The 22,414-nt window shown below is 64.4% G+C and carries 21 protein-coding genes; 12 read left to right on the top strand and 9 right to left on the bottom strand.

What is annotated here, in order from left to right:
* Positions 1 to 26 precede the first annotated feature (26 nt).
* On the bottom strand, positions 27 to 239 hold the full coding sequence (locus CK221_RS15890; RefSeq protein ID WP_095778377.1) for a hypothetical protein: 213 nt from the start codon (positions 237 to 239) through the stop codon (positions 27 to 29).
* Between the two features lie 23 nt (positions 240 to 262).
* Complete coding sequence (locus CK221_RS15885) at positions 263 to 1,813, bottom strand: acid phosphatase (protein WP_245430658.1); 1,551 nt, start codon at positions 1,811 to 1,813, stop codon at positions 263 to 265.
* Between the two features lie 143 nt (positions 1,814 to 1,956).
* On the opposite strand from CK221_RS15885, the gene CK221_RS15880 reads away from it, so the two are divergent.
* On the top strand, positions 1,957 to 2,511 hold the full coding sequence (locus tag CK221_RS15880) for an HdeD family acid-resistance protein (protein WP_066996639.1): 555 nt from the start codon (positions 1,957 to 1,959) through the stop codon (positions 2,509 to 2,511).
* A gap of 192 nt (positions 2,512 to 2,703) precedes the next feature.
* Here CK221_RS15880 and CK221_RS15875 read toward each other — a convergent pair whose 3' ends face one another.
* Both CK221_RS15875 and CK221_RS15870 read right to left on the bottom strand, forming a co-directional pair.
* The gene (locus CK221_RS15875; RefSeq protein ID WP_095778375.1) at positions 2,704 to 3,687 is read right to left on the bottom strand and encodes a bifunctional riboflavin kinase/FAD synthetase; all 984 of its coding nucleotides are present in this window, start codon (positions 3,685 to 3,687) and stop codon (positions 2,704 to 2,706) included.
* Positions 3,688 to 3,734: 47 nt separating this feature from the next.
* On the bottom strand, positions 3,735 to 4,595 hold the full coding sequence (locus CK221_RS15870; RefSeq protein WP_095778374.1) for a TIGR01459 family HAD-type hydrolase: 861 nt from the start codon (positions 4,593 to 4,595) through the stop codon (positions 3,735 to 3,737).
* 278 nt (positions 4,596 to 4,873) lie between these two features.
* Between CK221_RS15870 and CK221_RS15865 the strand changes: the two genes are divergently transcribed.
* From CK221_RS15865 to CK221_RS15850, 4 genes are all read left to right on the top strand, one after another.
* Entirely contained in the window at positions 4,874 to 6,835 is a 1,962-nt protein-coding gene (locus CK221_RS15865) for a pilus assembly protein (protein ID WP_095778373.1), read from the top strand.
* Between the two features lie 26 nt (positions 6,836 to 6,861).
* Positions 6,862 to 8,835: a pilus assembly protein TadG-related protein gene (locus CK221_RS15860; RefSeq protein WP_179295151.1), complete on the top strand. Its 1,974-nt coding sequence runs from the start codon at positions 6,862 to 6,864 to the stop codon at positions 8,833 to 8,835.
* A 100-nt stretch (positions 8,836 to 8,935) separates the two neighbouring features.
* On the top strand, positions 8,936 to 9,364 hold the full coding sequence (locus CK221_RS15855; protein ID WP_095778372.1) for a nuclear transport factor 2 family protein: 429 nt from the start codon (positions 8,936 to 8,938) through the stop codon (positions 9,362 to 9,364).
* Positions 9,365 to 9,508: 144 nt separating this feature from the next.
* Positions 9,509 to 10,141 (top strand): LysE family translocator, encoded by a 633-nt coding sequence (locus tag CK221_RS15850; RefSeq protein WP_095778371.1) that lies wholly within the window; start codon positions 9,509 to 9,511, stop codon positions 10,139 to 10,141.
* Positions 10,142 to 10,166: 25 nt separating this feature from the next.
* Here the strand turns inward: CK221_RS15850 and CK221_RS15845 are convergent, their stop codons facing one another.
* Both CK221_RS15845 and CK221_RS15840 read right to left on the bottom strand, forming a co-directional pair.
* Positions 10,167 to 11,048: a dienelactone hydrolase family protein gene (locus CK221_RS15845; protein ID WP_245430657.1), complete on the bottom strand. Its 882-nt coding sequence runs from the start codon at positions 11,046 to 11,048 to the stop codon at positions 10,167 to 10,169.
* A 55-nt stretch (positions 11,049 to 11,103) separates the two neighbouring features.
* Positions 11,104 to 11,928: a DUF2189 domain-containing protein gene (locus tag CK221_RS15840; protein ID WP_095778370.1), complete on the bottom strand. Its 825-nt coding sequence runs from the start codon at positions 11,926 to 11,928 to the stop codon at positions 11,104 to 11,106.
* 168 nt (positions 11,929 to 12,096) lie between these two features.
* Here CK221_RS15840 and CK221_RS15835 point away from each other — a divergent pair, with 168 nt between their 5' ends.
* Entirely contained in the window at positions 12,097 to 12,603 is a 507-nt protein-coding gene (locus CK221_RS15835) for a CAP domain-containing protein (protein WP_066996688.1), read from the top strand.
* 206 nt (positions 12,604 to 12,809) lie between these two features.
* Here CK221_RS15835 and CK221_RS15830 read toward each other — a convergent pair whose 3' ends face one another.
* The 3 genes from CK221_RS15830 to CK221_RS15820 form a co-directional block, all read right to left on the bottom strand.
* Positions 12,810 to 14,342: a DHA2 family efflux MFS transporter permease subunit gene (locus tag CK221_RS15830; protein ID WP_095778369.1), complete on the bottom strand. Its 1,533-nt coding sequence runs from the start codon at positions 14,340 to 14,342 to the stop codon at positions 12,810 to 12,812.
* Positions 14,343 to 14,638: 296 nt separating this feature from the next.
* Positions 14,639 to 15,823 (bottom strand): HlyD family secretion protein, encoded by a 1,185-nt coding sequence (locus CK221_RS15825; protein ID WP_095778368.1) that lies wholly within the window; start codon positions 15,821 to 15,823, stop codon positions 14,639 to 14,641.
* Positions 15,820 to 16,299, bottom strand: a complete 480-nt coding sequence (locus CK221_RS15820; protein WP_095778406.1) for a MarR family transcriptional regulator — start codon at positions 16,297 to 16,299, stop codon at positions 15,820 to 15,822. Before CK221_RS15820 ends, CK221_RS15825 begins: the two co-directional genes overlap by 4 nt.
* Positions 16,300 to 16,571: 272 nt before the next feature.
* Here CK221_RS15820 and CK221_RS15815 point away from each other — a divergent pair, with 272 nt between their 5' ends.
* Genes CK221_RS15815 through CK221_RS15790 form a run of 6 tightly spaced genes read left to right on the top strand, consistent with a single transcriptional unit; the run spans position 16,572 to position 22,379 of the window.
* Positions 16,572 to 17,180, top strand: a complete 609-nt coding sequence (locus CK221_RS15815) for a CDP-alcohol phosphatidyltransferase family protein (protein WP_095778367.1) — start codon at positions 16,572 to 16,574, stop codon at positions 17,178 to 17,180.
* A 36-nt stretch (positions 17,181 to 17,216) separates the two neighbouring features.
* Positions 17,217 to 19,004: a bifunctional alpha/beta hydrolase/class I SAM-dependent methyltransferase gene (locus CK221_RS15810; protein ID WP_179295144.1), complete on the top strand. Its 1,788-nt coding sequence runs from the start codon at positions 17,217 to 17,219 to the stop codon at positions 19,002 to 19,004.
* A 12-nt stretch (positions 19,005 to 19,016) separates the two neighbouring features.
* Positions 19,017 to 20,348 carry a phosphatase PAP2/dual specificity phosphatase family protein gene (locus CK221_RS15805; RefSeq protein ID WP_095778365.1) on the top strand — a complete coding sequence of 444 codons (1,332 nt, stop codon included), beginning with the start codon at positions 19,017 to 19,019 and terminating at the stop codon, positions 20,346 to 20,348.
* Positions 20,345 to 20,788, top strand: coding sequence for a hypothetical protein (locus tag CK221_RS15800; RefSeq protein WP_095778364.1), 444 nt, complete (start codon positions 20,345 to 20,347; stop codon positions 20,786 to 20,788). The genes CK221_RS15805 and CK221_RS15800 overlap by 4 nt, the downstream gene beginning before the upstream one ends.
* Positions 20,785 to 21,444 carry a lysophospholipid acyltransferase family protein gene (locus CK221_RS15795; protein ID WP_095778363.1) on the top strand — a complete coding sequence of 220 codons (660 nt, stop codon included), beginning with the start codon at positions 20,785 to 20,787 and terminating at the stop codon, positions 21,442 to 21,444. Before CK221_RS15800 ends, CK221_RS15795 begins: the two co-directional genes overlap by 4 nt.
* Positions 21,444 to 22,379 carry a phosphatidate cytidylyltransferase gene (locus CK221_RS15790; protein WP_066996678.1) on the top strand — a complete coding sequence of 312 codons (936 nt, stop codon included), beginning with the start codon at positions 21,444 to 21,446 and terminating at the stop codon, positions 22,377 to 22,379. Before CK221_RS15795 ends, CK221_RS15790 begins: the two co-directional genes overlap by 1 nt.
* The last annotated feature ends 35 nt before the right edge of the window (positions 22,380 to 22,414 follow it).

Here is a 22,414-nt window from a genome sequence, read left to right as displayed (position 1 = left end):
GCCAGCATGGAGATCGGCCGCCCGGCTCAGCTGCCGCGCGGCGCGTGCGGCATGTCCAGCAGCTTGGCCACGGCCTTCGAGCCCTTCCCGGCAACGCGCGCCGATCCGTCGTCACCCACCTCAACAGTGGCGCCGCTGGAGAAGCTAAGCGACCAACCATCACCTTTGGCGTTGCGGCGGCGGTCGGTGAGCTCGATGCCGGCAGCCGTGACCAGCGCGACGATCCGGTCGGCGTCCATGTTGGTCCTCCGAAAACGCGCCCTCAATTCAGGTCGAGCCCACCGGTAAGATCGCCGAGCGGCGGCTCGCCATGCGCGGCTACGGCCTTGTCGCGAACCACGATGCCGTGCAGGACCGGCAATTCGAAACGCTCGGTGATGAAGCGTAGGATCGACGTCGTGTCATAAGGGGTATGATCGACATAGCCGCGCTTGGCGAAGGGCGAAATGATGATCGCGGGAATGCGCGTGCCCGGTCCCCAGCGGTCGCCCTTGGGCGGTGCGGCGTGATCCCAGATGCCGCCGTTCTCATCATAGGTGACGACGACCAGCATGTGCGGCCATTGCGGGCTCTTTTCCAGATGAGCCACGACGTCGGCGATATGGCGGTCGCCGGCCTGGATGTCGGCATAGCCGGAGTGCTCGTTGAGATTGCCCTGCGGCTTATAGAAAGAGACCTGCGGCAGGGCGCCGTCGTCAATGGCCTGGATGAAGCTCGCGCCAGCCAACCCGGCGTCGCGCAGATGTTCGCGCCTGGCCTCGGTGCCCGGAGCGTAATTGGCGTAATAGTTGAACGGCTGATGATGATATTGGAAGTTCGGGATCGGTGTTTTGTTGCCGTGGTCGAGCGTGTACTGCCAGGCTCCGGAATACCACGCCCAGCTTATGTGCTTGAGGCTGAGCATGTCGCCGATGGTCGGTTCCGTCTGCGGCGGCAGCGTGGTGGGCTTGCTAGGATCCGCGAGCAGCCGATCGCCGCCGGGCGCCGGATCGTTGCCGCTCGGCTGGTATGGCGGCTGCATGGTGTTCACCGCGTAGAAATCCGGCGTCAGGTTGCCGTCGGAGACGAATTTCGGGATCCCGTCGCGCGCCGATTTCGGCGAATTGTCGGCGATCTTCAGCGCTGTGCCGCTGGCGTCCGTCACCGCGATCGACGGCTTGGCCGGGCTCTTGTCGGCATTCGCGTAGTACGGCGCGCAGGCGCAGATCAGCCACTGGTGATTGAAGAAGGAGCCGCCGAAGCCGCCCATGAAGAAATGGTCAGCGAGCACGTATTTTTGCGCAATGGCCCACATATCGGTCTTGGAGGCGTCCCAGTTGCTCATCGGCATGGCGCCTGAATCGGCCCAGGCGACGAACATGTCGTTCTTGCCACCGTTGATCTGCATCTGGTTCTGGTAAAAGCGATGCCACAGATCATGCGTCACGACGCTGAGCGGCACGTTGAACCCTTTTGGGTCGTTCACCGTGAACGGTTCGTTCGGAAGGTGCTCGGTCATTGCCTGCGTCACCGGCGGCGTGACGCCCTTGGCGGTCAGCCCGTCCCAGACCGGCGGCAGCTCTGACAGGACCGAGCCGTCACGGTCGCGCTGCTGCAAGCTTTCCTTGCTCGCCTTGTCGATGCCCTCGGCACCCGGAAAATGGCCATAGAGATTATCGAAGGCGCGGTTCTCGGCGAAGATGACGACCACCGTCTCGATCTTGGCGATGCCGTCCGGCGGATCGCCGGGCTGCGCCGCGAAGGCGAGAGGCGAAGCGACAGTGGACAGGGCGAGAGCCGAGGAAAACAGGGCGAGCCCATAGGATCGCTTCATCGCCGTACCTCCATTGCGCAAAGTCAAATGACACCAGCTTCGGTGCATCTTGGCAATAGCCACCGCGCTGGACGGGTGATCACATCGGGATTACCTTCCTTCAACCGCAGGATGCGCGGCGAACTCTGCAGGGAGACGAAGCCATGAGCTTGCAAGGCAATACCCTGGAAGACGCGATCGGACGCACGCGCGACAAATGGGGGTGGTTCGTGGCGCTTGGCGTGCTGCTGCTGATTTTCGGCGGCATCGCCTTCGGCAATCTCTTCATCGCCACCGTCGCTTCGGTCTATGTCGTCGGCTGGCTGATGCTGATGGCGGGCGTCATCGAGATCATCCATGCTTTCGGCGTCAAGACCTGGGGGCGCTTCTTCTACTGGTTGCTCAGTGGCCTGCTCTATGCCGTCGCCGGCTTTTTCGCCTTCTACAACCCGCTTCTCGCCTCGGCAGTGCTGACGTTTCTGCTCGCCGTCGCGCTCATTGCTTCCGGGCTGCTGAGGGCCTGGGTCGCCTGGAACCACCGGCCGCAGCAAGGCTGGGGATGGCTGCTGGCAGCCGCGATCATCACCATCCTGCTTGGCCTGATCATCGCCATGGGCTGGCCGGTCAACAGCCTGTGGGTGCTCGGCATGTTCCTGGCCGTCGACCTGGTCTTCCAAGGCTGGAGCTTCATTGCCACCGGACTGGCGCTCAAGCGGTAGGGAACTCGACCTTCGCGATCGGCCGAAGCCTGCCCAACATGGTCATCCCAGGGCGAAGCAGGAGCGAAGCTCCGTCGCGAAGACCCTGGGATGACGACATGAGAGGGCGTTTCGCCAATCGCCAAGGTTTGCAATCTGCTAGCCGGACGCAGGCGCTTTGAGGCTTCTCTTCGCCACCGCGCCTGCCAGACCTCAGAAGCAGATGGCGGCGTCCAGCTCCGACAGCGGACGCACACCTGCAAGCAGCGCCCTCGCCTCGGCCTCGTCGCGCTTCATCTGCACGACCAGCGCATCGAGCCCATCGAATTTGAGCTCGGGGCGCAGATAGCTGAAGAACGACACCTGGCAGATCTCGCCGTAGAGATCGCCGGAGAAGTCGAAGACATAGGTTTCGAGCAGCGGCGCGCCATTATCGTCGACGGTCGGCCGGCGGCCGAAGCTGGCGACGCCGTCATGGAGCGTGCCATCGGCGCGGCGCAAGCGGACGGCGTAAATGCCTTCCTTCAGAGTGGCTTCCGGCGAAAGCTTCATATTGGCGGTTGGAAAGCCAAGCGTGCGGCCGAGCTGCTGGCCGGCGATCACCTCGCTCTCGATGGTGAAGCGATAGCCGAGCAGGCTGGCTGCTTCCCCGACCTTGCCTTCGCAAAGCAGGGCGCGGATGCGGCTCGACGAGACCACCTCGGCACCTTCGTCGCGGAAGGCGTCGACCAGCGTGACGCCGAAGCCGTGGCGCTCGCCTGCCGCCATCAGGAAGGCCGGGCCGCCCTGGCGGTCCTTGCCGAAGTGGAAGTCGAAACCGGTGACGGCATGGCTGACGCCCAGCCTGTTTTCCAGCACATCGGTCACAAATGCCTCGGCCGAGAGCGAGGCGAAGTCGCGCGTGAACGGCTGCTCGACGAGGGCGGCAAAGCCGAGCCTGGCCAGGAGCCGCGCCTTCATCGGCGGCGGCGTCAGCACGAAGAGCGGCACGTCCGGCCTGAACACCTTGCGCGGATGCGGCTCGAAGGTAAGCACCAGGGCCGGCACGCCGCGGCGGCCGGCTTCGGCCAGCGCCCGCTCCAGCACCGACAGATGGCCGCGGTGGACGCCGTCGAAATTGCCGATCGCCACGACGCCGCCGCGCAGATGCCCGGGCAACGGCGTGACCGCCGAAATGCGTTCGAAATCGTGCGTCATGTCGACCTGCGTGATGTCGGGGCGCCCGTCATGGTCCGGCTTCCCGCCTATTGCAGCCGCGGGATGACGGCGACCGGCCGATAGCCGTGCGTTGCGAGGAATCCCGCCAGCCTTTCGGGATCCGGCCGCAGCGGGTCGCCATAGTCGCGGGCATGAATCCCGCCCGAGACATAGAGCACGTCGAATCCGTTGTCGGCGGCGCCCTTGACGTCGGTCATCATGCCATCGCCGATGGCGAGAACCTGTTTGCGCTCGACCGCGTGGCCGAGCAGTCCGGCGACCTTCTTCATGGCGAGGTTGTAGATCGGCGCGAAGGGCTTGCCGGCGATCAGCGTGCGGCCGCCAAGCTGCGCGTAGTCGCGCGCCAGCGCGCCGGCGCACCAGATGGTGCGCTCGCCGCGCTCGACCAGGATGTCGGGGTTGGCGCAGATGAAGGGCAGATTGCGGGCACGCAGCCGCTGCAGCAGTTCCGCGTATTCGGCGGGCTTCTCCACCTCGTCGTCGTAGAACCCGGTGCAGACGACGCCGGAGGCTTCGAATTCCTCCACGAGTTCGACGTCCAAGCCGTCATAGAGGGTGAAGTCGCGCTCGGGCCCGATGTGGAAGATCTTCCTCGGTCCCTCGGCGATCAAGTCGCGCGTGACGTCGCCCGAGGTGACGACACGGTCATAGGCATCTGCCGGAACGCCGATCGCATGCATCTGCGCAACGACGTCGGCGCTGCGCCGCGGCGAATTGGTGATCAGCACCACCGGCACTTTTGCGGCGCGCGCCCGGGCAAGCGCCTCCGCGGCGACGGGGAAGTGCCATTCGCCATTGTGCACCACGCCCCACACGTCGCACAGAATGGCCGCGTAGGTTTCTGTCAGATCGGCGAGCGAAGCGATGATGTTTGGCGAGTCCGCCATACCGTTTTCCTGAGGCTGGTCTTGGGCAAAGCCGCGACTGCCATCCTTTTGGTTCGGAGGCCGCCATGGCCGGTCCCGCATAACCGAAGCGCTCCATCCTGTCACCAGCTTTCGCCATCGCCGCCGGGACGAGCCGCGACCACGCCCGTTCGGAAGCGCAGGGTTAACGCGCCGTCAAAATGGCGGTGCGTGCTTGAACGTTTCACGCAAGCTGAAATTTAAGGATCTATGCGACCATGGTCCCATACCGATATGGGTCTTCTGTGGGGCTGAGCGCAATGATCGGCAGATTTATAGGCGACAGGCGGGGCAACTACGCCCTGCTGACGGTCATCACGATGGTGCCGCTGATGGGTGCCGTGGCACTGGCCGTCGATTTTACGGAGCTGGTTAGAGAGAAGCAGGAGACACTCAGCGCCCTAGATGCTGCTGGCGTCGCGACAGCGCAGCAGATCGTCAGCGGAGCGAGCGACACTGACGCCAAGGCTTACGCGAAGCAGTTCTTCGAGGCCAATCTCAGGCACGTGCTTCCGGCCAACACGACGCTGACCGTCACGCTGCCCAATAACAATGCGGGCGGCGGCACCCTGGTCCTGGAGGCTTCCCTGAAATACCACCCCTATTTCCTGCCGGCGGCGGCAATGCTGCTCGGCGGAACTGCGGGCGACACCGTTGTCAATGTTTCGGCGAGGTCGGAAATCCGACTTAAGAACACGCTGGAAGTGGCGCTGGTGCTGGATAATTCCGGATCGATGTCGACCCTGGGCTCGGGAACCGGGCAGAAGCGCATTGACCTGCTGAAAGCCGCCGCCAAGCAGCTGGTCGACACGCTGGCGCTGCAGGCCCAGCAGATGAAGCAGATCTCCAAACCGGTGCAGTTCTCGCTGGTTCCGTTCTCTGCCTCGGTCAATGTCGGGCCGACGCATGACGGCGACAGCTGGATGGATCAAGATGGTATCTCCCCGATCCAGCACGAGAACTTCGACTGGACGACGATGAGCGCCGCCAACGATCCGAACAAGTACGCCGAGAAGGTCAATGGCGCCTGGTATAAACGCGGTGACGGTTGGGGCGATACCAAGGGTGAGCCCCTGACCCGCTTCAGCCTTTATGCCGACATGACCGTGGAATCGGGTCGCGAAGAGGTGCCGAACTCAAAGCAGTACATCTGCGACGCGTACAACAAAAAGGGCAAATGCACCGACGGACATTGGACTGACCCGCAATATGTCTACACCACCAGCCGCTATGCGAGTTGGCAGGGGTGCGTCGAAGCGAGGCCTTATCCCTACAACGACGACGACACGACGCCGACCACGTCCAATCCTGCGACGCTCTTTGTGCCCATGTTCGCTCCGGACGAACCCGGCACGCTGTGGCGCGACTTCAACCGCGACGGCACGAACGATGTCAACAGCTTGAGCTACGGCTACGAGAACAATTGGTGGGCAGACTGGCCCTATTCATTAAACCCAACCGCTGTTCAGCGGCAATCGGACATGCGGAAGTACTTTCTGGTGAAGCCTTACGGTTCGACTTCGGCCGGTGCTGGTGACGGCCCGAACGCAGCCTGCACCACCAGTCCAATCACGCCCCTCAAGGACGTCACGGTGAGTGCGCAGAAGCAGCAACTGACTGACGCCATCAATGCTATGGCGCCAACTGGCAATACGAACGTACCCGAGGGGCTCGCCTGGGGCTGGCGGACAGTCTCAAGCAACGAGCCCTTCACCGAAGGTCGGCCAAACAACGAAAAGGGCAACGACAAGGTCGTAATCGTGCTGACCGACGGCGCCAATACCTACAGCGCAATCAGCGATGGCAGTTACGCCAACAACCGTTCCACCTATGCGGCCTATGGCTATACAGGCAAAGTCAATTCCGCACTGGCAAGCGTCACGCGCCTGTTCATGAATACGAGCACCGCGGTGCCTAAGACCACCTATACGGACGGCAACTATACGGCCGCGCTGGACGAACAGATGCAGACACTGTGCGCCAACGCCAAGGCGGCCGGGATCATGGTGATGACGGTTTCGCTCGACCTGGTCGATACCAAGGCGGACGAGAAGAAGGCCATGGCTGCGCTGAAGGCTTGCGCTTCCGACTCCCGCTTCCGCAAGGACCCGGCCGACCCGAGCAAGCCGGCGAAGCTATTCTGGAACTCGACGGGCGCCACGCTTTCGGACGACTTCAAGGCGATCGGCAACGAATTGTCGAACCTGCGCATCGTCAGCTGATCCGAAAGAGCAACCGCTTGCCGAAGATGCGCGAATTCTGGCTTCGCTTTTGCCGCGACCCGCGTGGCAACTATGCCCTGGTGACGGCGATCGCCATGGTGCCGCTGATGGGCGCCCTGGCAATCGCAGTCGATTTCACCGAACTCAACCGCCAAAAGCAGATGGTGCTGAATGCGCTCGATGCGGCGAACTTTGCCGCCGCGAGGCGGTTGGCGGAGGGCGCCACCGACGACCAGATCAAGGCTTATGCCGTCGACTTCTTCAACGCCAACCTCAACACCATCGACCCCGCGGACGTAGCGCTCAACATCACCCTGCCCACCAGCCAGGCCGGCGGCGGCTTGCTGACAATGAGCGCCACGCTTACCTACCATCCCTATTTCTATCCGGCTTCGGCAATGCTCGTCGGCGTCGACGAAGTCGACGCGAAAAAGCCCGTTGAGCTCGAGATGAAGTCACAGGTGCGCTTGAAGAACACACTGGAAGTGGCGATGGTGCTCGACAATTCGGGCTCGATGTCGACGAAAGGATCCGGCACGGGGCAGAAGCGCATCGACCTGCTCAAACAGGCCGCCAAGCAGTTGGTCGACACGCTTGCGCAGCAGGCGGCGCAGATCAAGCAGATCGACAAGCCGGTCCAGTTCAGCCTGGTGCCCTTCGCGGCTTCGGTCAATGTCGGACCGGACAACGACAACGCCTCCTGGATGGATGTCTACGGGCTGTCGCCTGTCGCCAACGAGAATTTCGACTGGTCGACGCTCAACGCCGCCGATCAGCACGCCCAGAAGATCAACGGCATCTGGTACAAGAACGGCACCGGCTGGGGGACCGAGGAAGGCCAGGCGCTGACCCGCTTTTCGCTCTATCGCGACATGAAGGTGGTCACCAGCCACGAGCGCATCGTCGGCAGCAAGCGCGTCGTCTGCGACGAATACCGGTCCAACAACACCTGCAAGCGAAGCCACAACGAATACGACTACAACGACACCTACGGCCCGTTCGCGAGCTGGCAGGGCTGCGTCGAAGTGCGTCCCTACCCTTACAATGTCGACGATACGCCTGCGTCCGGCGGGCCGAACAACACCGGCATCGGGGTAGGCGACCCGGCGACCATGTTCGTGCCGATGTTCGCGCCCGACGAACCCGGCAACCACTGGAAGGTGACGCAGGATCCCGACGAGCCGAACCCCGCGACCTACGGCGCCGCCAACAGCTGGTGGAACGACGATCCGTCGAGCACCACCGGCAAGACGCGCCAATCCAACATGGCCAAATATTTCATGCCGCGGCCGATCAATGCGCCGGTGCTGGCAACGGGCGCCGGTCCCAACTATAGCTGCACCACGACGCCGGTCACGCCGCTCACCGACGTCACCACTGCGGACGGGCTGGCCGCCATCAAGGCGGCTGTCGACCTGATGCAGCCCAACGGCAACACCAACGTGCCGGAAGGCATGGCCTGGGGCTGGCGCACCGTTTCCAGCACGGCGCCGTTCACCGAAGGGCGGCCGGAGACCGAACGCGGCAACGACAAGGTCGTCATCGTGCTTACCGACGGCGAGAACACCTATTCGACGGTGAACTCCGATCCGGCCGGCAACAAATCGACCTATGCCGCCTACGGCTATACCGGCGTCGGCTACAAAGGCACCTCGGTCACCCGCCTGTTCGGCGGCACCTCCAGCGACATCGGCCAGTTCAACTATTCCTCGGGCAACTACACCAACGCGCTCAACGAGCAGATGGCCAAGCTCTGCGACCACGCCAAGGCGGCCAACATCATGGTGATGACGGTTGCGCTCGACATGTCCGCGACCGACGCCGGCGACAAGCAGGCGATGGACGCCCTGAAGACCTGCTCATCCGACTCCCGCTTCCGCAAGGATCCCGCCGACCCCAGCAAGCCCGCCAAGCTTTTCTGGAATGCAACCGGCGCGACGCTGTCCGACAATTTCAAGGAGATTGCGAACGAGCTATCGAATTTGCGCGTGGTGGGGTAAGGGACATAAACTAACGCCGGCGCGCCAAGAAGCGAAAAGGCAGGATCAGGGGCTTGATTTCAGATAGTATTCTCTTTCCCCTTCATCGGAGGATGCTGAGATGCTGTCAGACCTCGCGAAACTCATCGAGCAGGATCATTTAGCCCTGGATGCCTTCGTCAAGGGCAATCCCAAACCATTGAAAAGTCTCTTCTCACAACGGGATGACGTCGTCATCGCCAATCCATTCGGCCCGCCGGCAAAAGGATGGAAGAAGGCTGCCGAAACGATGGACCGTGCCGCTACCAACTACCGAGACGGAGAGGTTATCGGCTTCGACCGAATTTCCGAGTACGCAACGACCGACTTGGGTTACATCATCGAGATCGAGCGGGTCCGATCCAAGGTCGGCGGCAGCGACAAGCTTGTTTCGATCGCACTTCGAACCACCACTATATTTCGGCGGGAGAAAGGCGCGTGGAAGATCGTCCTTCGTCATGCCGATCCTATAACCTCGCCTCGTCCGGCAGCCTCGATCGTCGGTGAGTAGAAAGGCTGCCAAAGCCTGCGGCACTGCCCGCCCTGGCGCAACGAACGGCGCCGGCAAGTCCCTTGCGCTCGTGCGCGGCACAAGGCACATGTCCGTACCCGCCGGCATCGGACCTTCTCTGCCGCAGGTGCTGGAGATCAAGCCATGCCCGACGCCGCCAACCATCTGACCTTCGCGCTGATCTGCCTCGGCATGGTGCTCACACCCGGCCCGAACATGATCTATCTGATCTCGCGCTCGCTGTCGCAAGGGCCGAGGGCCGGGCTGATCTCGCTGGGCGGCGTGGCGCTGGGCTTCCTGTTCTATGTGGTGTCCGCGGCCTTTGGCATCACCGCGCTGATCTTCGCCGTGCCTTATGCCTATGACGCGCTGCGCTTTGCCGGCGCGCTCTACCTGCTGTGGCTCGCCTGGCAGGCGCTAAGGCCCGGCGGCCGCTCGCCATTCCAGGTGCGCGAGCTGCCGAAGGACAGGCCGCGCAAGCTGTTCGTCATGGGGCTGATGACCAACCTGCTCAATCCGAAGGTGGCGGTGCTCTATCTGTCGCTCTTGCCGCAGTTCATCAACCCGGCCAAGGGCCATGTGCTGTCGCAGCTTCTGGTGCTCGGCGTGACGCAGATCTCGATCAGCCTGACCGTCAACGCCATCATCGCGGTGACGGCGGGCTCGATCGCCACCTTCCTCGCCGGACGGCCGTTCTGGCTGGTCGTCCAGCGCTGGATGATGGGCACGGTGCTGACGGCGCTGGCTTTGAAGATGGCGACCGAGGCGCAGCGCTGAGATCGGATGATCGGGGCTATGGCTGTTATCCGCTGAAGGCCTGCTTCAAAAACGTGTGGACGTCGCTTGCCGATTTTTCGGCCGCAGCTGCGTTGTACTCCACCCGGTGGCCATACTGCTCGGTGCCCGTCTTGAATGACGGGGAGGCAAAGGCGTGACGAGCGCCCTTGAAGACATCAAGCTGCACGGCGCTGCCCTTGCCGCTGCGCTGCGCCATCATTTCCCGGCAATCTTTGGCGGGGGTCCAATCGTCGAGCTCGCCGATCAGGATCAATGTCGGGACCGCCACGTCGCCATTCGTAGCCGAACAATTCGGATAGTAAGCGACAGCCGCCTTGAACTTGCGATCCATCAGCCGCTCGGCGCCGCCAAGTTGCACGGCCTCGAGCGTTGCGATCCCACCGGCGGAGAACCCCATCAACGCTGTGCGCTGCGGGTCGACGAAACTCAATTTGGACAGGAACTCCAAGGCGCCGTAGGCGTCATAAACGCGATCAGCAAACAGGCTGCCATCGGTGAGCAGGCCGTGATCACACGTCTCGCGAATACCGCGCGTGCTGAAGCTGTCGACAACGAGTACGACGTAACCCCAGGAAGACAGCCGCTGCGACCAGGTTTTCTCTACAGTTGGGAATAGGCCCGAACATCCGTGGAGAACGACGACCGCCGGGAACGGCCCCTCACCCGGCGGTCGCGTCAGATACCCATTCAATGCCGTGCCGGGAATGGCCTGGAGCGCTCGCCAGTTTTGTTGCGCAATGCGCTCCTGAAACGGCGTCGGCTTCACGGCCGCGCTTTCAAAATGCACCAACTCGTCAGCGTTGGCACGCGTAGTATCAATGCAGCCGACAACCCAAAGCCCGGCCACGAAAGCCGCCCCCTTGAGCGACCTCAAGAACATCTTCATGAACCAGGCTCGGTAAACCGCTTCGGGACGTCTGCTTTGTTCGAGCCGGCGCGGCCTACATCGGCCGGCGGATGGGCCGGATATCCTGCGGCTCCACCACCTTGCGATAGAGATGCCAGGTCGCGTGGCCGAGGACCGGCATGACGACGGCAAGGCCGGCAAACAGCGGGATCGAGCCGATCACCAGCAGCACCGCGACCGTCAGGCCCCAGAGCGCCATCTGCAGCGGGTTGACTATTACGGCGCGCGCCGAAGTCTCGATCGCCGAGACGGCGCCGACATCGCGGTCGAGCAGCAGCGGGAAGGCAATCACGGTGGTGGCGAGCACCACGATCGCGAAGACGAGGCCGGCAGCGTTGCCGAGCAGGATCAGCGTCCAGCCCTTGCCGGTCGTCAGCACGTCGCTCAGGAAGGTTCCGACGGAGGCCGGCGGCTCCGCGCCGAACAGGCTGGTGTAGATCGACTGCGCGGTGAACAGCCACAGAAGGAACAGCGCGAAAAGCAGGACGCCGATCGCCGCGATCGAGGGCAGCGCCGGCGAACGGCGCACGTCGAGCGCATGGTGCCAGCGGCTGCTCATGCCGAGCTCGCGCCGGCGGCTGATCTCGTAGAGGCCGATCGCCGCGAAGGGACCGATCAATGCAAAGCCCGACATCAGCGGATAGACGAGCTGGATTGCACTCGAGCCGGAGGTCCACCGCGTCAGGATCAGGCCGACGACCGGATAGATCAGGCACAGGAACACGTAGTGCGAGGGCTTGGCCCAGAAATCCTCGGCGCCGAGCCTTAGCGCGTCCCATAGATCCGACGTGGTGATGTGGCGCACCGTGGGCTGCACATGCAGCCCTTGCGCGTCCGCCATGACATGAAAACCAGCCATAACCGTCCTCCGTATCGCTCGGGGGGCGGTCACCGCCTGGGTGGCCCGCCCGTGGCTGCCACTTCTAGAACGCCGGGATGATAACCGATCTCCCGGAGGATGTCGCCGCATAACGCGATTTTCATCGGCTGCCCGGCAAAAGCCACGATCGCCGGTATCAGAGGCCGGATGACCAGCCTGACCACCGATTCCCCCCATCTCGACAGACGCACATTGCTCAAGACCGTCGGCCTTGCGGCGCTCGGCGGCATTGCCGCCTGCACCAGCGTCCAGCTGCCGACCGGCGAAGCCGCCGGCGTGTCGTCTTCCGCCACAGGCACGTTGAGGACAATCCGCACATCGGCCGGACTGCCGGCGCTCATCCCGGACGCGCAGCTCGAACAGGCGGCGCTGCAGCAGGCCGGCTATATGGCGTCGCGCGCCCGTATGAGCCACACGACCGGCTGGGGCAAGGATTTCGCCTCGCGCATGAAGGGCAACGGCGTGCGCGGCGCCGCGGGCGAAAACATCGCCGAGGGACGTTTCGACCTGCAAAAGCTGTTTGACATCTGGATGCATTCGGACGGCCACCGGCGCAACATGCTCGACCCGGATTTCAGCCGCTTCGGGTTGGCTTACGTGCGCGACGGCCGCGATCCCAGCCTGCGCTACTGGGCACTGGTGCTGGGGAGGTAGCGGAGAGAGGGGACTGGAGCGACGCGTAATCTCCCCCCTTGAGGGGGAGATGGCCGGCAGGCAGAGGGGGTCGGTTCGACCGGACTCGGCTTGCGATGTGCAGATGAAGGTTGGCGTTCCATGCGCGGCGACCCCCTCTGTCGCCTTTCGGCGACGTCTCCCGCTCAAGGGGGAGATTATGCATCGCAGAGGCGGCGCGATGAAAATCAATCCATATGCGCGGCCGGCGCGCCGCCCGCGGGCGCGGCCTTCGGCTTGCGCAGCAGGATGACGAACGGGACGGCCAGCAGCGTCATCACCATCAGGAGTTTGAAGTCGTTGATGTAGGAGATCATCATCGCCTGGACGTTGACCAGCCTGTCGACCTGCGAAAGGGCCATGGGATCACCGCTCGCCGCCGCGGGCGAAGCTGCCCATAGGTTGGGGTTGTAGGGGTTGACGAAGGCTCCGAGCTCGCTGTGGTTGATCTGCGTGTTCTGCACCATCAGCGCCGCAACCACCGAGACGCCGATCGACGAGCCGAGATTGCGCACCAGGCTGAACAGCGAGGTGGCGTCGGTGCGGTAGCGCGCGTCGAGCGTGGCGAAGGCCACTGCCGAGAGCGGCACGAACACCATGCCCATGCCGAGGCCCTGGATGACGCCCGAAGAGATGATCAGCCAGTTGTCCATCTGCGGCGTGAAGCTCGCCATGGTGTAAAGCGACTGCGCGGTGAGCAGGAAGCCGATCGCGACCAGAATACGCGCGTCGATCCTATGCATGATGCGGCCGACGAACAGCATCGAAATCATCGTGCCGATGCCGCGCGGCCCCAACACGACACCGATGGTGACGGTCGGGTAGCCGAAGATGTTGGCAAGCATCGGCGGCAGCAGCGACATCGAAGCCAGGATCAGCACGCCCATGACGAAGATGAAGCCGAGCCCGGTCACGAAATTGCGGTCGAGGAATATCTTTGGATCGATGAAGGGACGTTCGGACGTCACCGTGTGGATGATGAACACCCAGAAGCCGGTGATCGACAGCGCAAGCTCGATCCAGATCTCTGTCGAGGAGAACCAGTCGACCTCGCCGCCGCGGTCGAGCATCAGCTGCAGCGCGCCGACGCCGAGCGAGATCATGGCGAAGCCGAAGAAATCGAAGCTGCGCACGCGCTTGGCGATGACAGGCAGATAGGCGGCCATGCCGATGAAGGCGAGGATGCCGACCGGCAGGTTGATGAAGAACACCCAGCGCCAGTTGAAATTCTCGGTCAGCCAGCCGCCGAGCGTCGGGCCGAGGATCGGTCCCAGCATGATGCCGGCGCCCCAAATGGCCATGGCCTGGCCATGGCGTTCGCGGGGATTGATATCGAGCAGGAAGGTCTGCGACAGCGGCACGATCGCCGCTCCGAACACACCCTGCAGCAGGCGGAAGAGCACCATCGTCTCGAGGCTCCACGCCATGCCGCAAAGCATGGAGAAGATGGTGAAGCCGACGACGGAGGCCAGGAACAGCTCCTTGCGGCCGAGGCGGTCGGCGAGCCAGCCGGTGACCGGCGTCATGATGGCGGCGGCGACGATATAGGAGGTCAGCACCCAGTTGATGTTGTCGGGCGAGGCGCCGAGGTCGCCGGTCATGGTCGGCAGCGCGACATTGGCGATCGTGGTGTCGAGCGCCTGCATGACCGTCGCCAGCATCAGCGCGACCGTGATCAGGCCGCGGTGCGGTACTTCCTTGAAGGGTTCGGGCGTGCTCATGGTGCTGAACTTCCAGCAGGTAACAAAAACGGGTACATTGGGTTTCCGGGCGGCGAGGCCTTCCTTTGAGACCCTCGTCGCGGTGGGACGCGAGGACCGATGTGGGGGTTACATCGACCGGAAGTCTCTGTTGGAGCGGATACCTGCCGCCCGGAAACCTGAGGACCGACAGGTCGGTGTCGAAAGCTTCAACTTCGATCAAAGCCGCGACGCGGCTCGCCTCAAACGCTTGGCTTTCCCTCCATCCCTTCAGACCATTCCCTTGCGGAGGCTCATGCCTCGGGCTTCACTTTGCTTTATTGCGCGTGCTCGCCGGCCGTGGCGTGACCGAAGATCGACGGCAGGCCACGCGCGACGCCGGTATCGACGGTGACCGTCGCGCTCATGCCGGTGCGCAGCGCCATCTTGGCGTCGGGGTCGGTCAGTTCCAGGCGCACGGGAATGCGTTGGGTGACCTTGACCCAGTTGCCGGTGGCGTTCTGGGCGGGCAACAGCGAGAACTCGGCGCCGGTGCCGGCGCCGATCGCCTTGACGGTCGCCTCGAAGGTCCGGCCCGGATAGGTGTCGACCACGATCTCGGCCTTCTGGCCCGGCTTCATATTGGTGAGCTGCGTCTCCTTGAAGTTGGCGTCGATCCAGGTGTCGTCGGTCTCGACCAGCGCGAACAGCGGCGTGCCGACGGAGACATACTGGCCGACCTTGAAGGACGAGGCCTGGTAGACGATGCCGTCGGACGGCGCCTTCACCGTGGTCTGCGAGAGGTTGTAGGCGGCCTTGTCGCGCGCGGCGAGCGCCGACATCACGCTCGGATGCTTGTCGGTCTCGATGTCGGGGTTGCCGCCAAGCGCCGCCTTGGCGCTGATGATGCCCTGCTCGGCGACCGCAAGCTGCTGCTTGGCCTTGTCGAGGTCGTTGCGGGCCTCGTCCAGCGACGACTTGGCATTGATGCCCTTCTCAGCGAGATCGGCGGCGCGGTCATATTGCGACTGCGCATAGTCGACCTCGCTCTTGGCCGACTTCTGCTGCGCCATCGCCTGGCTGTAGGCGGCGCGCAGCTGCTCGACATTGAGCCGCGCGGCGGCGACAGCCGCGTCGGCCTGGGCCAGCGCGATCTTGTAAGGCTCGGGATCGATGACGAAGAGAAGGTCGCCCGCCTTGACCGTCTGGTTGTCGGCAATGCCGACCTGGACGATGCGGCCGGCCGTGTCGGAGGCGATCGAAATCCGGGCCTGCTGCAGGTTGGCGTTCTCGGTCTCCTGGTAGCGACCGCCGGTGACCCAAACATAGGCGCCGCCCGCGAGCAACGCCAGCGGCAGGGCGACCATCAAAAGGAAACGGCCGGTGCGGCGCTTCTTCCTCGGTGCTGCCGGTGCGGGCTGCGGCTCCGCTGCCGCGGAGACTGGCGCAGCGTCCGGCTTCGTCGGCGCTTCCATCTCGAGCTTGGTGACGTTGTCGTCTGCTTTCTTGGCTGCCGCGTTCATGCTGCCCGCCCTTCCGAATTCTTGATCTTTTCGAGGGACGACGTCTCGCCGTCCGTCAAATTCTGCACGATGGTGTCGAGCACCTGGATCAGGATGCGACGGTCTTCCGGCGACACGCCGATGAGCGATTCCTCATAGACCTCGCCGGCAAGGCTTTTGACATCGGCGTAGGCTGCGTTGGCCTTTTCGGTCGGGAAGATCATGCGCACACGCCGGTCGGCCGCGTCGGCGCGACGCTCGATCCAGCCGCCCTCCTCCATCCGGTCGACGAGGCGAGAGACGCTGATCGGCTCGATCTCGAGCAGCTCGGCGAGCCGCGCCTGCGCGACACCGGCCTCCTTGGCGACGCGGACGAGAAGCCGCCACTGCGCCGAGGAAAGGCCCAACCCGCTGGCGCGCGCCTCGAAGCGCTTGCGCATGAGGCGCTGCACGTCGTGGATCAAAAATCCCAATCTGTCGATGCCATCTGAAACCATGAGCGGCATATATAATAAGCGTGCTTACTATTCAAGTGGCTGCGTTGTTCCAAAAGCCGGCGACCGCATGCGGCCATGCCAGGGCTGCATGGTCGAAGCTCGCCAAGGCGGGCATGAGAGCGACACAGAGCGCCGGCTCCGGCGTCGTCTTCAGGCAATGGGTGCATGGCATGGTGCCAACTGTCTGGGATTCACAGTGTTTTAGCAGCTGCGCTGGTGCCGTTCGGCATGTTTGTGATACATCTGCCGGCGAGGATCGGGGGATCATCGCAATGCCGACGCTCTATGCGCTGAAGCCGGCTTTCCAGGACAGGCTGCGGCCGCTGGTCAACAGGCTGGCGGCGATGGGTGTGACGGCCAACGGCATAACGGTCGCGGCTGCGCTGCTGTCCATCGCGGCTGGATCGGCGATCGCGATCCTCCCCGGTTGGAGCCCGCTGCTCTTCCTCATCCCCCTGGTGCTTTTCCTGCGCATGGCGCTCAACGCCATTGACGGCATGCTAGCGCGCGAGCATGGCCAGGCCTCGACGCTCGGCATGTACCTCAACGAGATCTGCGATGTCGTCTCCGACCTCGCGCTGATCCTGCCCTTCGCCGCCCTTCCTCAATTCGGCGCCTGGGGCGTCGTCGCCTTTGCCATCGCCGCGGCGCTCACCGAGTTCGCCGGCGTGCTCGGCATCGCAGCCGGGATCGGGCGAAACTATGCCGGGCCGTTCGGCAAGAGCGATAGGGCGCTGGCGCTCGGCGTGGTCGCCGTGCTCGCCGCCGCCGGGCTCTGGCCGGAGGCAATCGCCCCGTTTGTGTTTCCGGCCATGGCTACGCTTTCGCTGCTGACCGCCATAAACCGGATACGCGCCGGTCTTATTGGCAGCACCGGCTGAGCACCGAGACTCGCCATGCCGCCCGGGGGAACCACCATGCTTCACGAACAGGTCGCCAGCGCGCCGGCGCAAAGCCTTGCGCGGCAGGCGCAGGAACGCACCTTCCGCAGCCATGACGGCACGCAGATCTTTTACCGCTACTGGCCGGCGATGCAGGCCACGGCCAAGGGCGCGGTCGTGCTCTTCCATCGCGGACACGAGCATGGCGGCCGCATGGCGCATCTCGTCGACGAACTCAGCCTGCCCGACTACGCCTTCTATGCCTGGGATGCGCGCGGCAACGGCCGCTCCGCCGGCGAGCGCGGCTACGCTCCGTCTTTCGCCGCGCTGGTGCGCGATATCGACTGTTTCATGCGCGAGATCGCCGCCAGGGACGGTTTTGCCGCGCAGGACATCGCGTTGATCGCGCAGTCCTTCGGCGCGGTGCTGGCGGCCGCGTGGGTGCACGACTATGCGCCCAAGCTGCGCGCCATGGTGCTCGCCTCGCCCGCCTTCTCGGTGAAACTCTATGTCCCTTTCGCCAAGGAAGGCATCGCGCTGTGGCAGAACATCAAGGGGCGCTTCTTCGTCAATTCCTACGTCAAGGCGAACCTTCTCACTCATGACCCTGTGCGCATTGCTTCCTTCGAAAACGACAAGCTGATCACAAGGCCGATCGCCTCGAACATCCTGGTCGAGCTCTATCAGCACGCGGCGCGCATCGTTGCCGATGCGCGCGCCATCACCGTGCCGACGCAGCTTCTTTTGTCGGGCAGCGACTGGGTGGTGCGGCACGCGCCGCAGCATGAGTTCTTCGTCAATCTCGGCAGCCGCGCGAAGGAGCGCCACGTGCTGCCGGGCTTCTTCCACGACACACTTGGCGAGCGCGACCGCGCCAAGGCGCTCGACCTGATCCGGCCGTTCCTTGAAGCGCAGTTCGCGGCACCCGCGGAAGCTGTCGACCTGAAGCAGGCGGACATCGCCGGTTACACGCGCGACGAGGCCGACCGCCTCGCCTCGCCGCTCGATCTGCTTTCGCCCAGGGGCTTCTACTGGGCGACGAGCCGCGCCTTCATCCGCGTCGGCAGCTGGTTCTCGCAAGGCATGAAGGTCGGCGTTACCACCGGCTTCGATTCCGGTTCGACGCTCGACTATGTCTATGAGAACGAGCCGCGCGGCCTGGGGCCGATCGGCCGCATGGTCGACCGGACCTTCCTCCACGCCATCGGCTGGCGCGGCATCCGCCAGCGCAAGCTTCACATCGAAGAGCTGATCGGCTCGGCGCTGGCAATGCTGAAGGCCGCTGGGCGGCCAACCAACATCCTGGACATTGCGTCTGGTCACGGCCGCTACGTCCTCGATGCGATCGACATGAGCCGGGAGCAACCGACCAGCGTTCGGCTGCGCGACTATTCCGACCTCAATGTCGAGCGCGGCCGCAAGCTGATCGCCGAGCAGCAATTGCCGGCCAGCGTGTCGTTCCAGCGCGCCGACGCCTTCGACGGCGACGGGCTCGCCGCGCTCGATCCGGCGCCGGACCTCGCCATCGTCTCCGGCCTTTACGAGCTCTTCTCCGACAATGCGCTGATTGCGCGCTCGCTCGGCGGCCTTGCCCGCGCCATGCAGCCAGGCAGCCTGCTCATTTACACCAACCAGCCCTGGCATCCGCAGCTCGAAATGATCGCGCGCAGCCTGACCTCGCATCGCGGCGGCCAGGCCTGGGTGATGCGGCGGCGCACGCAAGCCGAGATGGATCAGCTGGTCGAGGCGGCAGGCTTCGAGAAGCTCGACCAGCGCATCGACCAATGGGGCATCTTCACCGTCTCGCTGGCAAGGCGGCTTTAGGACCACCGCCGCATGCCTTTCAGTGCCGAGCCCCCGCCACTTTCACCCAGCGCCGAGCCCTATGGGCGTGTCGTCCTGCGCGCAGCGCTGTGGCTCGCCTTCCTCGCGCCGTTCTTCTATTCGACCTACGGCTTCGCCAATTGGCTCGCATCGACGCGCGACCATGTCGGCAGCATCGTGTTCTCCTGGGAACACCATGTTCCGTTCGTCGCCTGGACCATCGTGCCCTACTGGTCGATCAACCTGTTCTACGGACTGTCGCTCCTGCTCAACGACAGCCGCCAGGGCGTCGACCGGCTGGCCGGCCGCTACCTCACCGCGCAGATCGTCGCCGTCGCCTGCTTCATCCTGTTTCCGCTGACCGCCACATTCGTGCGGCCGGAAACGAGCGGCCTGCCGGGTTTCCTGTTTGCGGTGCTCGGCGGCTTCGACAAGCCGTTCAACCAGGCGCCGTCGCTGCATATCGCGCTGTTGGTGATCATCTGGGATCATTGGCGCCAGCGCCTCGCCGGTCCTTTGCTGGGGCTCTGGCACGGCTGGTGCTTTCTGATCGGCGCCTCGGTGCTGACCACCTGGCAGCATCATTTCATCGACATCCCGACCGGCGCGCTGCTCGGCTTCTTCGCCCTGTGGCTCTTTCCGGCACGGGGCGAGCTGCCGTTCGCCGGTTTCCGCCTGACTACCGACGGCAAGGCACTGCGGCTTGCGCTATACTACGCCCTGGGCGCCGCTCTGGTGCTAACGGGCGCTGCGGTCGGCGCCTTCTTCTCCGCGCTCGCCTTGTTGCTTCTATGGCCGTCGCTGGCGCTGGCCATCGTCGCCTTCGCCTATGCCGGGGCCGGCGCGAAAGTGTTCCAGAAGACCGCGGATGGCCGTGTGTCGCTGGCGAGCCGCATTCTGCTTTGGCCTTATCGTCTGGGCGCCAAGGTCAATGTCTGGGCCTGGACGCGCAAGCTGCCGCCGGTCGTGCCGGTCAGCGACGGCGTCTTCCTTGGGCGGTTCCCGAACGCCGCCGAGGCTGACGGCTTCGGCACGGTGATCGATCTCGCCGCCGAGCTTGAGCGACCGGGCGACGCGCCGGGCCGCTGGCAAAGCTTCGGCATGCTCGATCTGCTGCCGCCGCCGGCGGATACGCTCGACCAAGCGGTGGCCGCGATCGAGCCGGCGCGCCGGCATGGCACGGTGCTGGTCTGCTGCGCGCTCGGCTTCCAGCGCAGCGCCACCGTCGTCGCCGGATGGCTCGTCGCGACCGGCCGCTCGCACACGCCATCCCAGGCACGCAAGCAGCTCGCCGCGTCCGGACGACCGGTGCATCTTCGCATCGGACTGGACGAGCCGGCATGACGGACGAAGCCTACCAGCAGCGGACAGCCGCCTTTGCCGCCATGCTGATCAAGCACGCCGCGTGGCCGGCCGCGATCGTGCTCGTCTGCGACGGCTTCGCGCCTTTGGTCGCCTCGGCGCGCGGCGCGCTCCAGGCGCCGATCGCGGTGCTGGCGCTGCTGGTCGCGGCGGCAAGCGCCGTCGTGGTGCTTGGGTTTTCGGCGCTTCTCGCCTTCGACGCGCTGCTGTTCCGGCTGATGGCGAGCCATGACGATGAGCGTTCGGGATGCGCCGCTGTCGACGACGTCCTGGCGCGCATGCGGCTCAAGCCCGCCTCCTCGTCTCCGCGCCCCCTCGACGACCGCATCGCCGGAACGCGCCGCCTGCTTGCCCGGCAGCGCATCGCCTTCGCGATCTTCGTCATCGCGTTCCTGACAGCCGGATTCTGGATGCCGGGATGAACAAGCTGTCGCTCCGGACCTTCCCCCTGCTGCAGACGGCGACCTCGGTCGGCCTGTCCGCGCTGGCCCGGGCGGTGACCGGCGTGCGTCCGATCTGGAGCGGTTGCCAGCCATCGGACCGGCAGCGCATCTATTTCGCCAACCACACCAGCCATGGCGATTTCATCCTTTTGTCGGCCTGCCTCAGCGAAAGAGAACGCGCCACCACACATGCGGTCGCCGCCGCCGAATATTGGCGAAAGTCGCGGCTGCGCCGCTTCATCGCCGAGGACATGCTGTCCTCCGTGCTGATCAGCCGGCAATGGACGAGGCCGGAAGAGAACCCGATCTCCGTCATGCTTTCCGTCCTCGACCGGGGTCATTCGCTGATCATCTTCCCGGAAGGCACGCGCAACATGAGCGACGAGCTGCTGCCGTTCCGCTCCGGGCTCTACAATCTGTCGATCGCGCGGCCGGAAGTGGAGCTGATCCCGTGCTGGATCGAGAACATGTCGCGCGTGTTGCCCAAGGGCCAGTTCCTGCCGGTGCCGCTGCTTTGCCGCGTCGTTTTCGGCGCGCCGGTGGCGGTGGCGCCGGGCGAGGAACGCCGCGCCTTCCTCGAACGCGCCCGGGCCGAACTTCTGGCGCTCAATCCGCGCCCTGATCGAGACGAATGATGCGCCACGAAATCAGCATCCTGATCATCGGCCTTTTCGTGGTGCTGACCACCGCCAGCGCCACCGCCGCTGTGCTGTCGGCGCGGGCGCCGAAGCCGCTCAGCGCGACGCTCACCAACCTCACCCAGCGCATCAATGCCTGGTGGGTCATGGTGGCGCTGATGACGGTCGCCTTCTTCTTCGGCCGCTACGGCATGACCATCCTGTTCGCGCTGATCTCGTTCGCGGCGCTGCGCGAGTTCGTGACCTTGACGCACAGCCGCCGCAGCGACCATTGGGTTCTGCTCGGCATGTTCGGCATCGTCATTCCGTTCCAATACTGGCTGGTGTGGACGGCCTGGTACGGGCTGTTCGTCATCTTCATCCCGGTCTACTGCTTCCTGCTGATGCCGGCGATCACGGCACTGCACGGCGATACCGAGCGCTTCCTGGAGCGCGTCTCGGCGCAGCAATGGGCGATCATGATCGCGGTCTATTGCGTCAGCCACGTCCCTGCGCTGCTGACGCTGAACGTGCCCGGCTTCGAGGGCCGCAACCTGCTGCTCGTCGCCTTCCTGATCATCGTCGTGCAGGGCAGCGACGTGCTGCAGTACATCTTCGGCAAGCTGTTCGGAAAGCACCGCTTCTCGCCAAAGGTCTCGCCGTCGAAGACCTGGGAGGGGCTGATCGGCGGGCTCGTCGCCTCGAGCCTGCTCGGCGCGCTGCTCGCCTTCATCACGCCGTTCTCGCCATTGCAGGCCTCGGCCGTCGCCTTCGTCGCCTGCACGATGGGGTTCCTCGGCGGGCTGGTCGCTTCCGCCATCAAGCGCGACCAGGGCGTGAAGGATTGGGGGCATCTGATCGAGGGCCATGGCGGCATGCTCGACCGCACCGACAGCCTGGTCTTCGCCGCGCCGATCTTCTTCCACCTGGTGCGCTATTTCTGGACGGTTTGAGCGCGGCATCGGCGTCTCCCCTGCGCAATTCCAAG

Source organism: Mesorhizobium sp. WSM3868 (assembly GCF_002294785.1).
In the GTDB taxonomy this organism is placed as follows: Bacteria; Pseudomonadota; Alphaproteobacteria; order Rhizobiales; family Rhizobiaceae; genus Mesorhizobium.
Note: the sequence above shows the minus strand (reverse complement) of the source record. Positions and strands in the feature narration are given on the sequence as shown.

Bases quoted from the DNA above. Each gene is read 5' to 3' on its own strand.
- CK221_RS15830 (WP_095778369.1), bottom strand. From the start codon at position 14,342: ATGAGCACGCCCGAACCCTTCAAGGAAGTACCGCACCGCGGCCTGATC.
- CK221_RS15840 (WP_095778370.1), bottom strand. From the start codon at position 11,928: ATGGCTGGTTTTCATGTCATGGCGGACGCGCAAGGGCTGCATGTGCAG.
- CK221_RS15870 (WP_095778374.1), bottom strand. From the start codon at position 4,595: ATGGCGGACTCGCCAAACATCATCGCTTCGCTCGCCGATCTGACAGAA.
- CK221_RS15810 (WP_179295144.1), top strand. From the start codon at position 17,217: ATGCTTCACGAACAGGTCGCCAGCGCGCCGGCGCAAAGCCTTGCGCGG.
- CK221_RS15835 (WP_066996688.1), top strand. From the start codon at position 12,097: ATGACCAGCCTGACCACCGATTCCCCCCATCTCGACAGACGCACATTG.
- CK221_RS15815 (WP_095778367.1), top strand. From the start codon at position 16,572: ATGCCGACGCTCTATGCGCTGAAGCCGGCTTTCCAGGACAGGCTGCGG.
- CK221_RS15880 (WP_066996639.1), top strand. From the start codon at position 1,957: ATGAGCTTGCAAGGCAATACCCTGGAAGACGCGATCGGACGCACGCGC.
- CK221_RS15825 (WP_095778368.1), bottom strand. From the start codon at position 15,823: ATGAACGCGGCAGCCAAGAAAGCAGACGACAACGTCACCAAGCTCGAG.
- CK221_RS15875 (WP_095778375.1), bottom strand. From the start codon at position 3,687: ATGACGCACGATTTCGAACGCATTTCGGCGGTCACGCCGTTGCCCGGG.
- CK221_RS15845 (WP_245430657.1), bottom strand. From the start codon at position 11,048: ATGAAGATGTTCTTGAGGTCGCTCAAGGGGGCGGCTTTCGTGGCCGGG.
- CK221_RS15855 (WP_095778372.1), top strand. From the start codon at position 8,936: ATGCTGTCAGACCTCGCGAAACTCATCGAGCAGGATCATTTAGCCCTG.
- CK221_RS15800 (WP_095778364.1), top strand. From the start codon at position 20,345: ATGACGGACGAAGCCTACCAGCAGCGGACAGCCGCCTTTGCCGCCATG.
- CK221_RS15860 (WP_179295151.1), top strand. From the start codon at position 6,862: ATGCGCGAATTCTGGCTTCGCTTTTGCCGCGACCCGCGTGGCAACTAT.
- CK221_RS15865 (WP_095778373.1), top strand. From the start codon at position 4,874: ATGATCGGCAGATTTATAGGCGACAGGCGGGGCAACTACGCCCTGCTG.
- CK221_RS15795 (WP_095778363.1), top strand. From the start codon at position 20,785: ATGAACAAGCTGTCGCTCCGGACCTTCCCCCTGCTGCAGACGGCGACC.
- CK221_RS15820 (WP_095778406.1), bottom strand. From the start codon at position 16,299: ATGGTTTCAGATGGCATCGACAGATTGGGATTTTTGATCCACGACGTG.
- CK221_RS15885 (WP_245430658.1), bottom strand. From the start codon at position 1,813: ATGAAGCGATCCTATGGGCTCGCCCTGTTTTCCTCGGCTCTCGCCCTG.
- CK221_RS15890 (WP_095778377.1), bottom strand. From the start codon at position 239: ATGGACGCCGACCGGATCGTCGCGCTGGTCACGGCTGCCGGCATCGAG.
- CK221_RS15790 (WP_066996678.1), top strand. From the start codon at position 21,444: ATGCGCCACGAAATCAGCATCCTGATCATCGGCCTTTTCGTGGTGCTG.
- CK221_RS15805 (WP_095778365.1), top strand. From the start codon at position 19,017: ATGCCTTTCAGTGCCGAGCCCCCGCCACTTTCACCCAGCGCCGAGCCC.
- CK221_RS15850 (WP_095778371.1), top strand. From the start codon at position 9,509: ATGCCCGACGCCGCCAACCATCTGACCTTCGCGCTGATCTGCCTCGGC.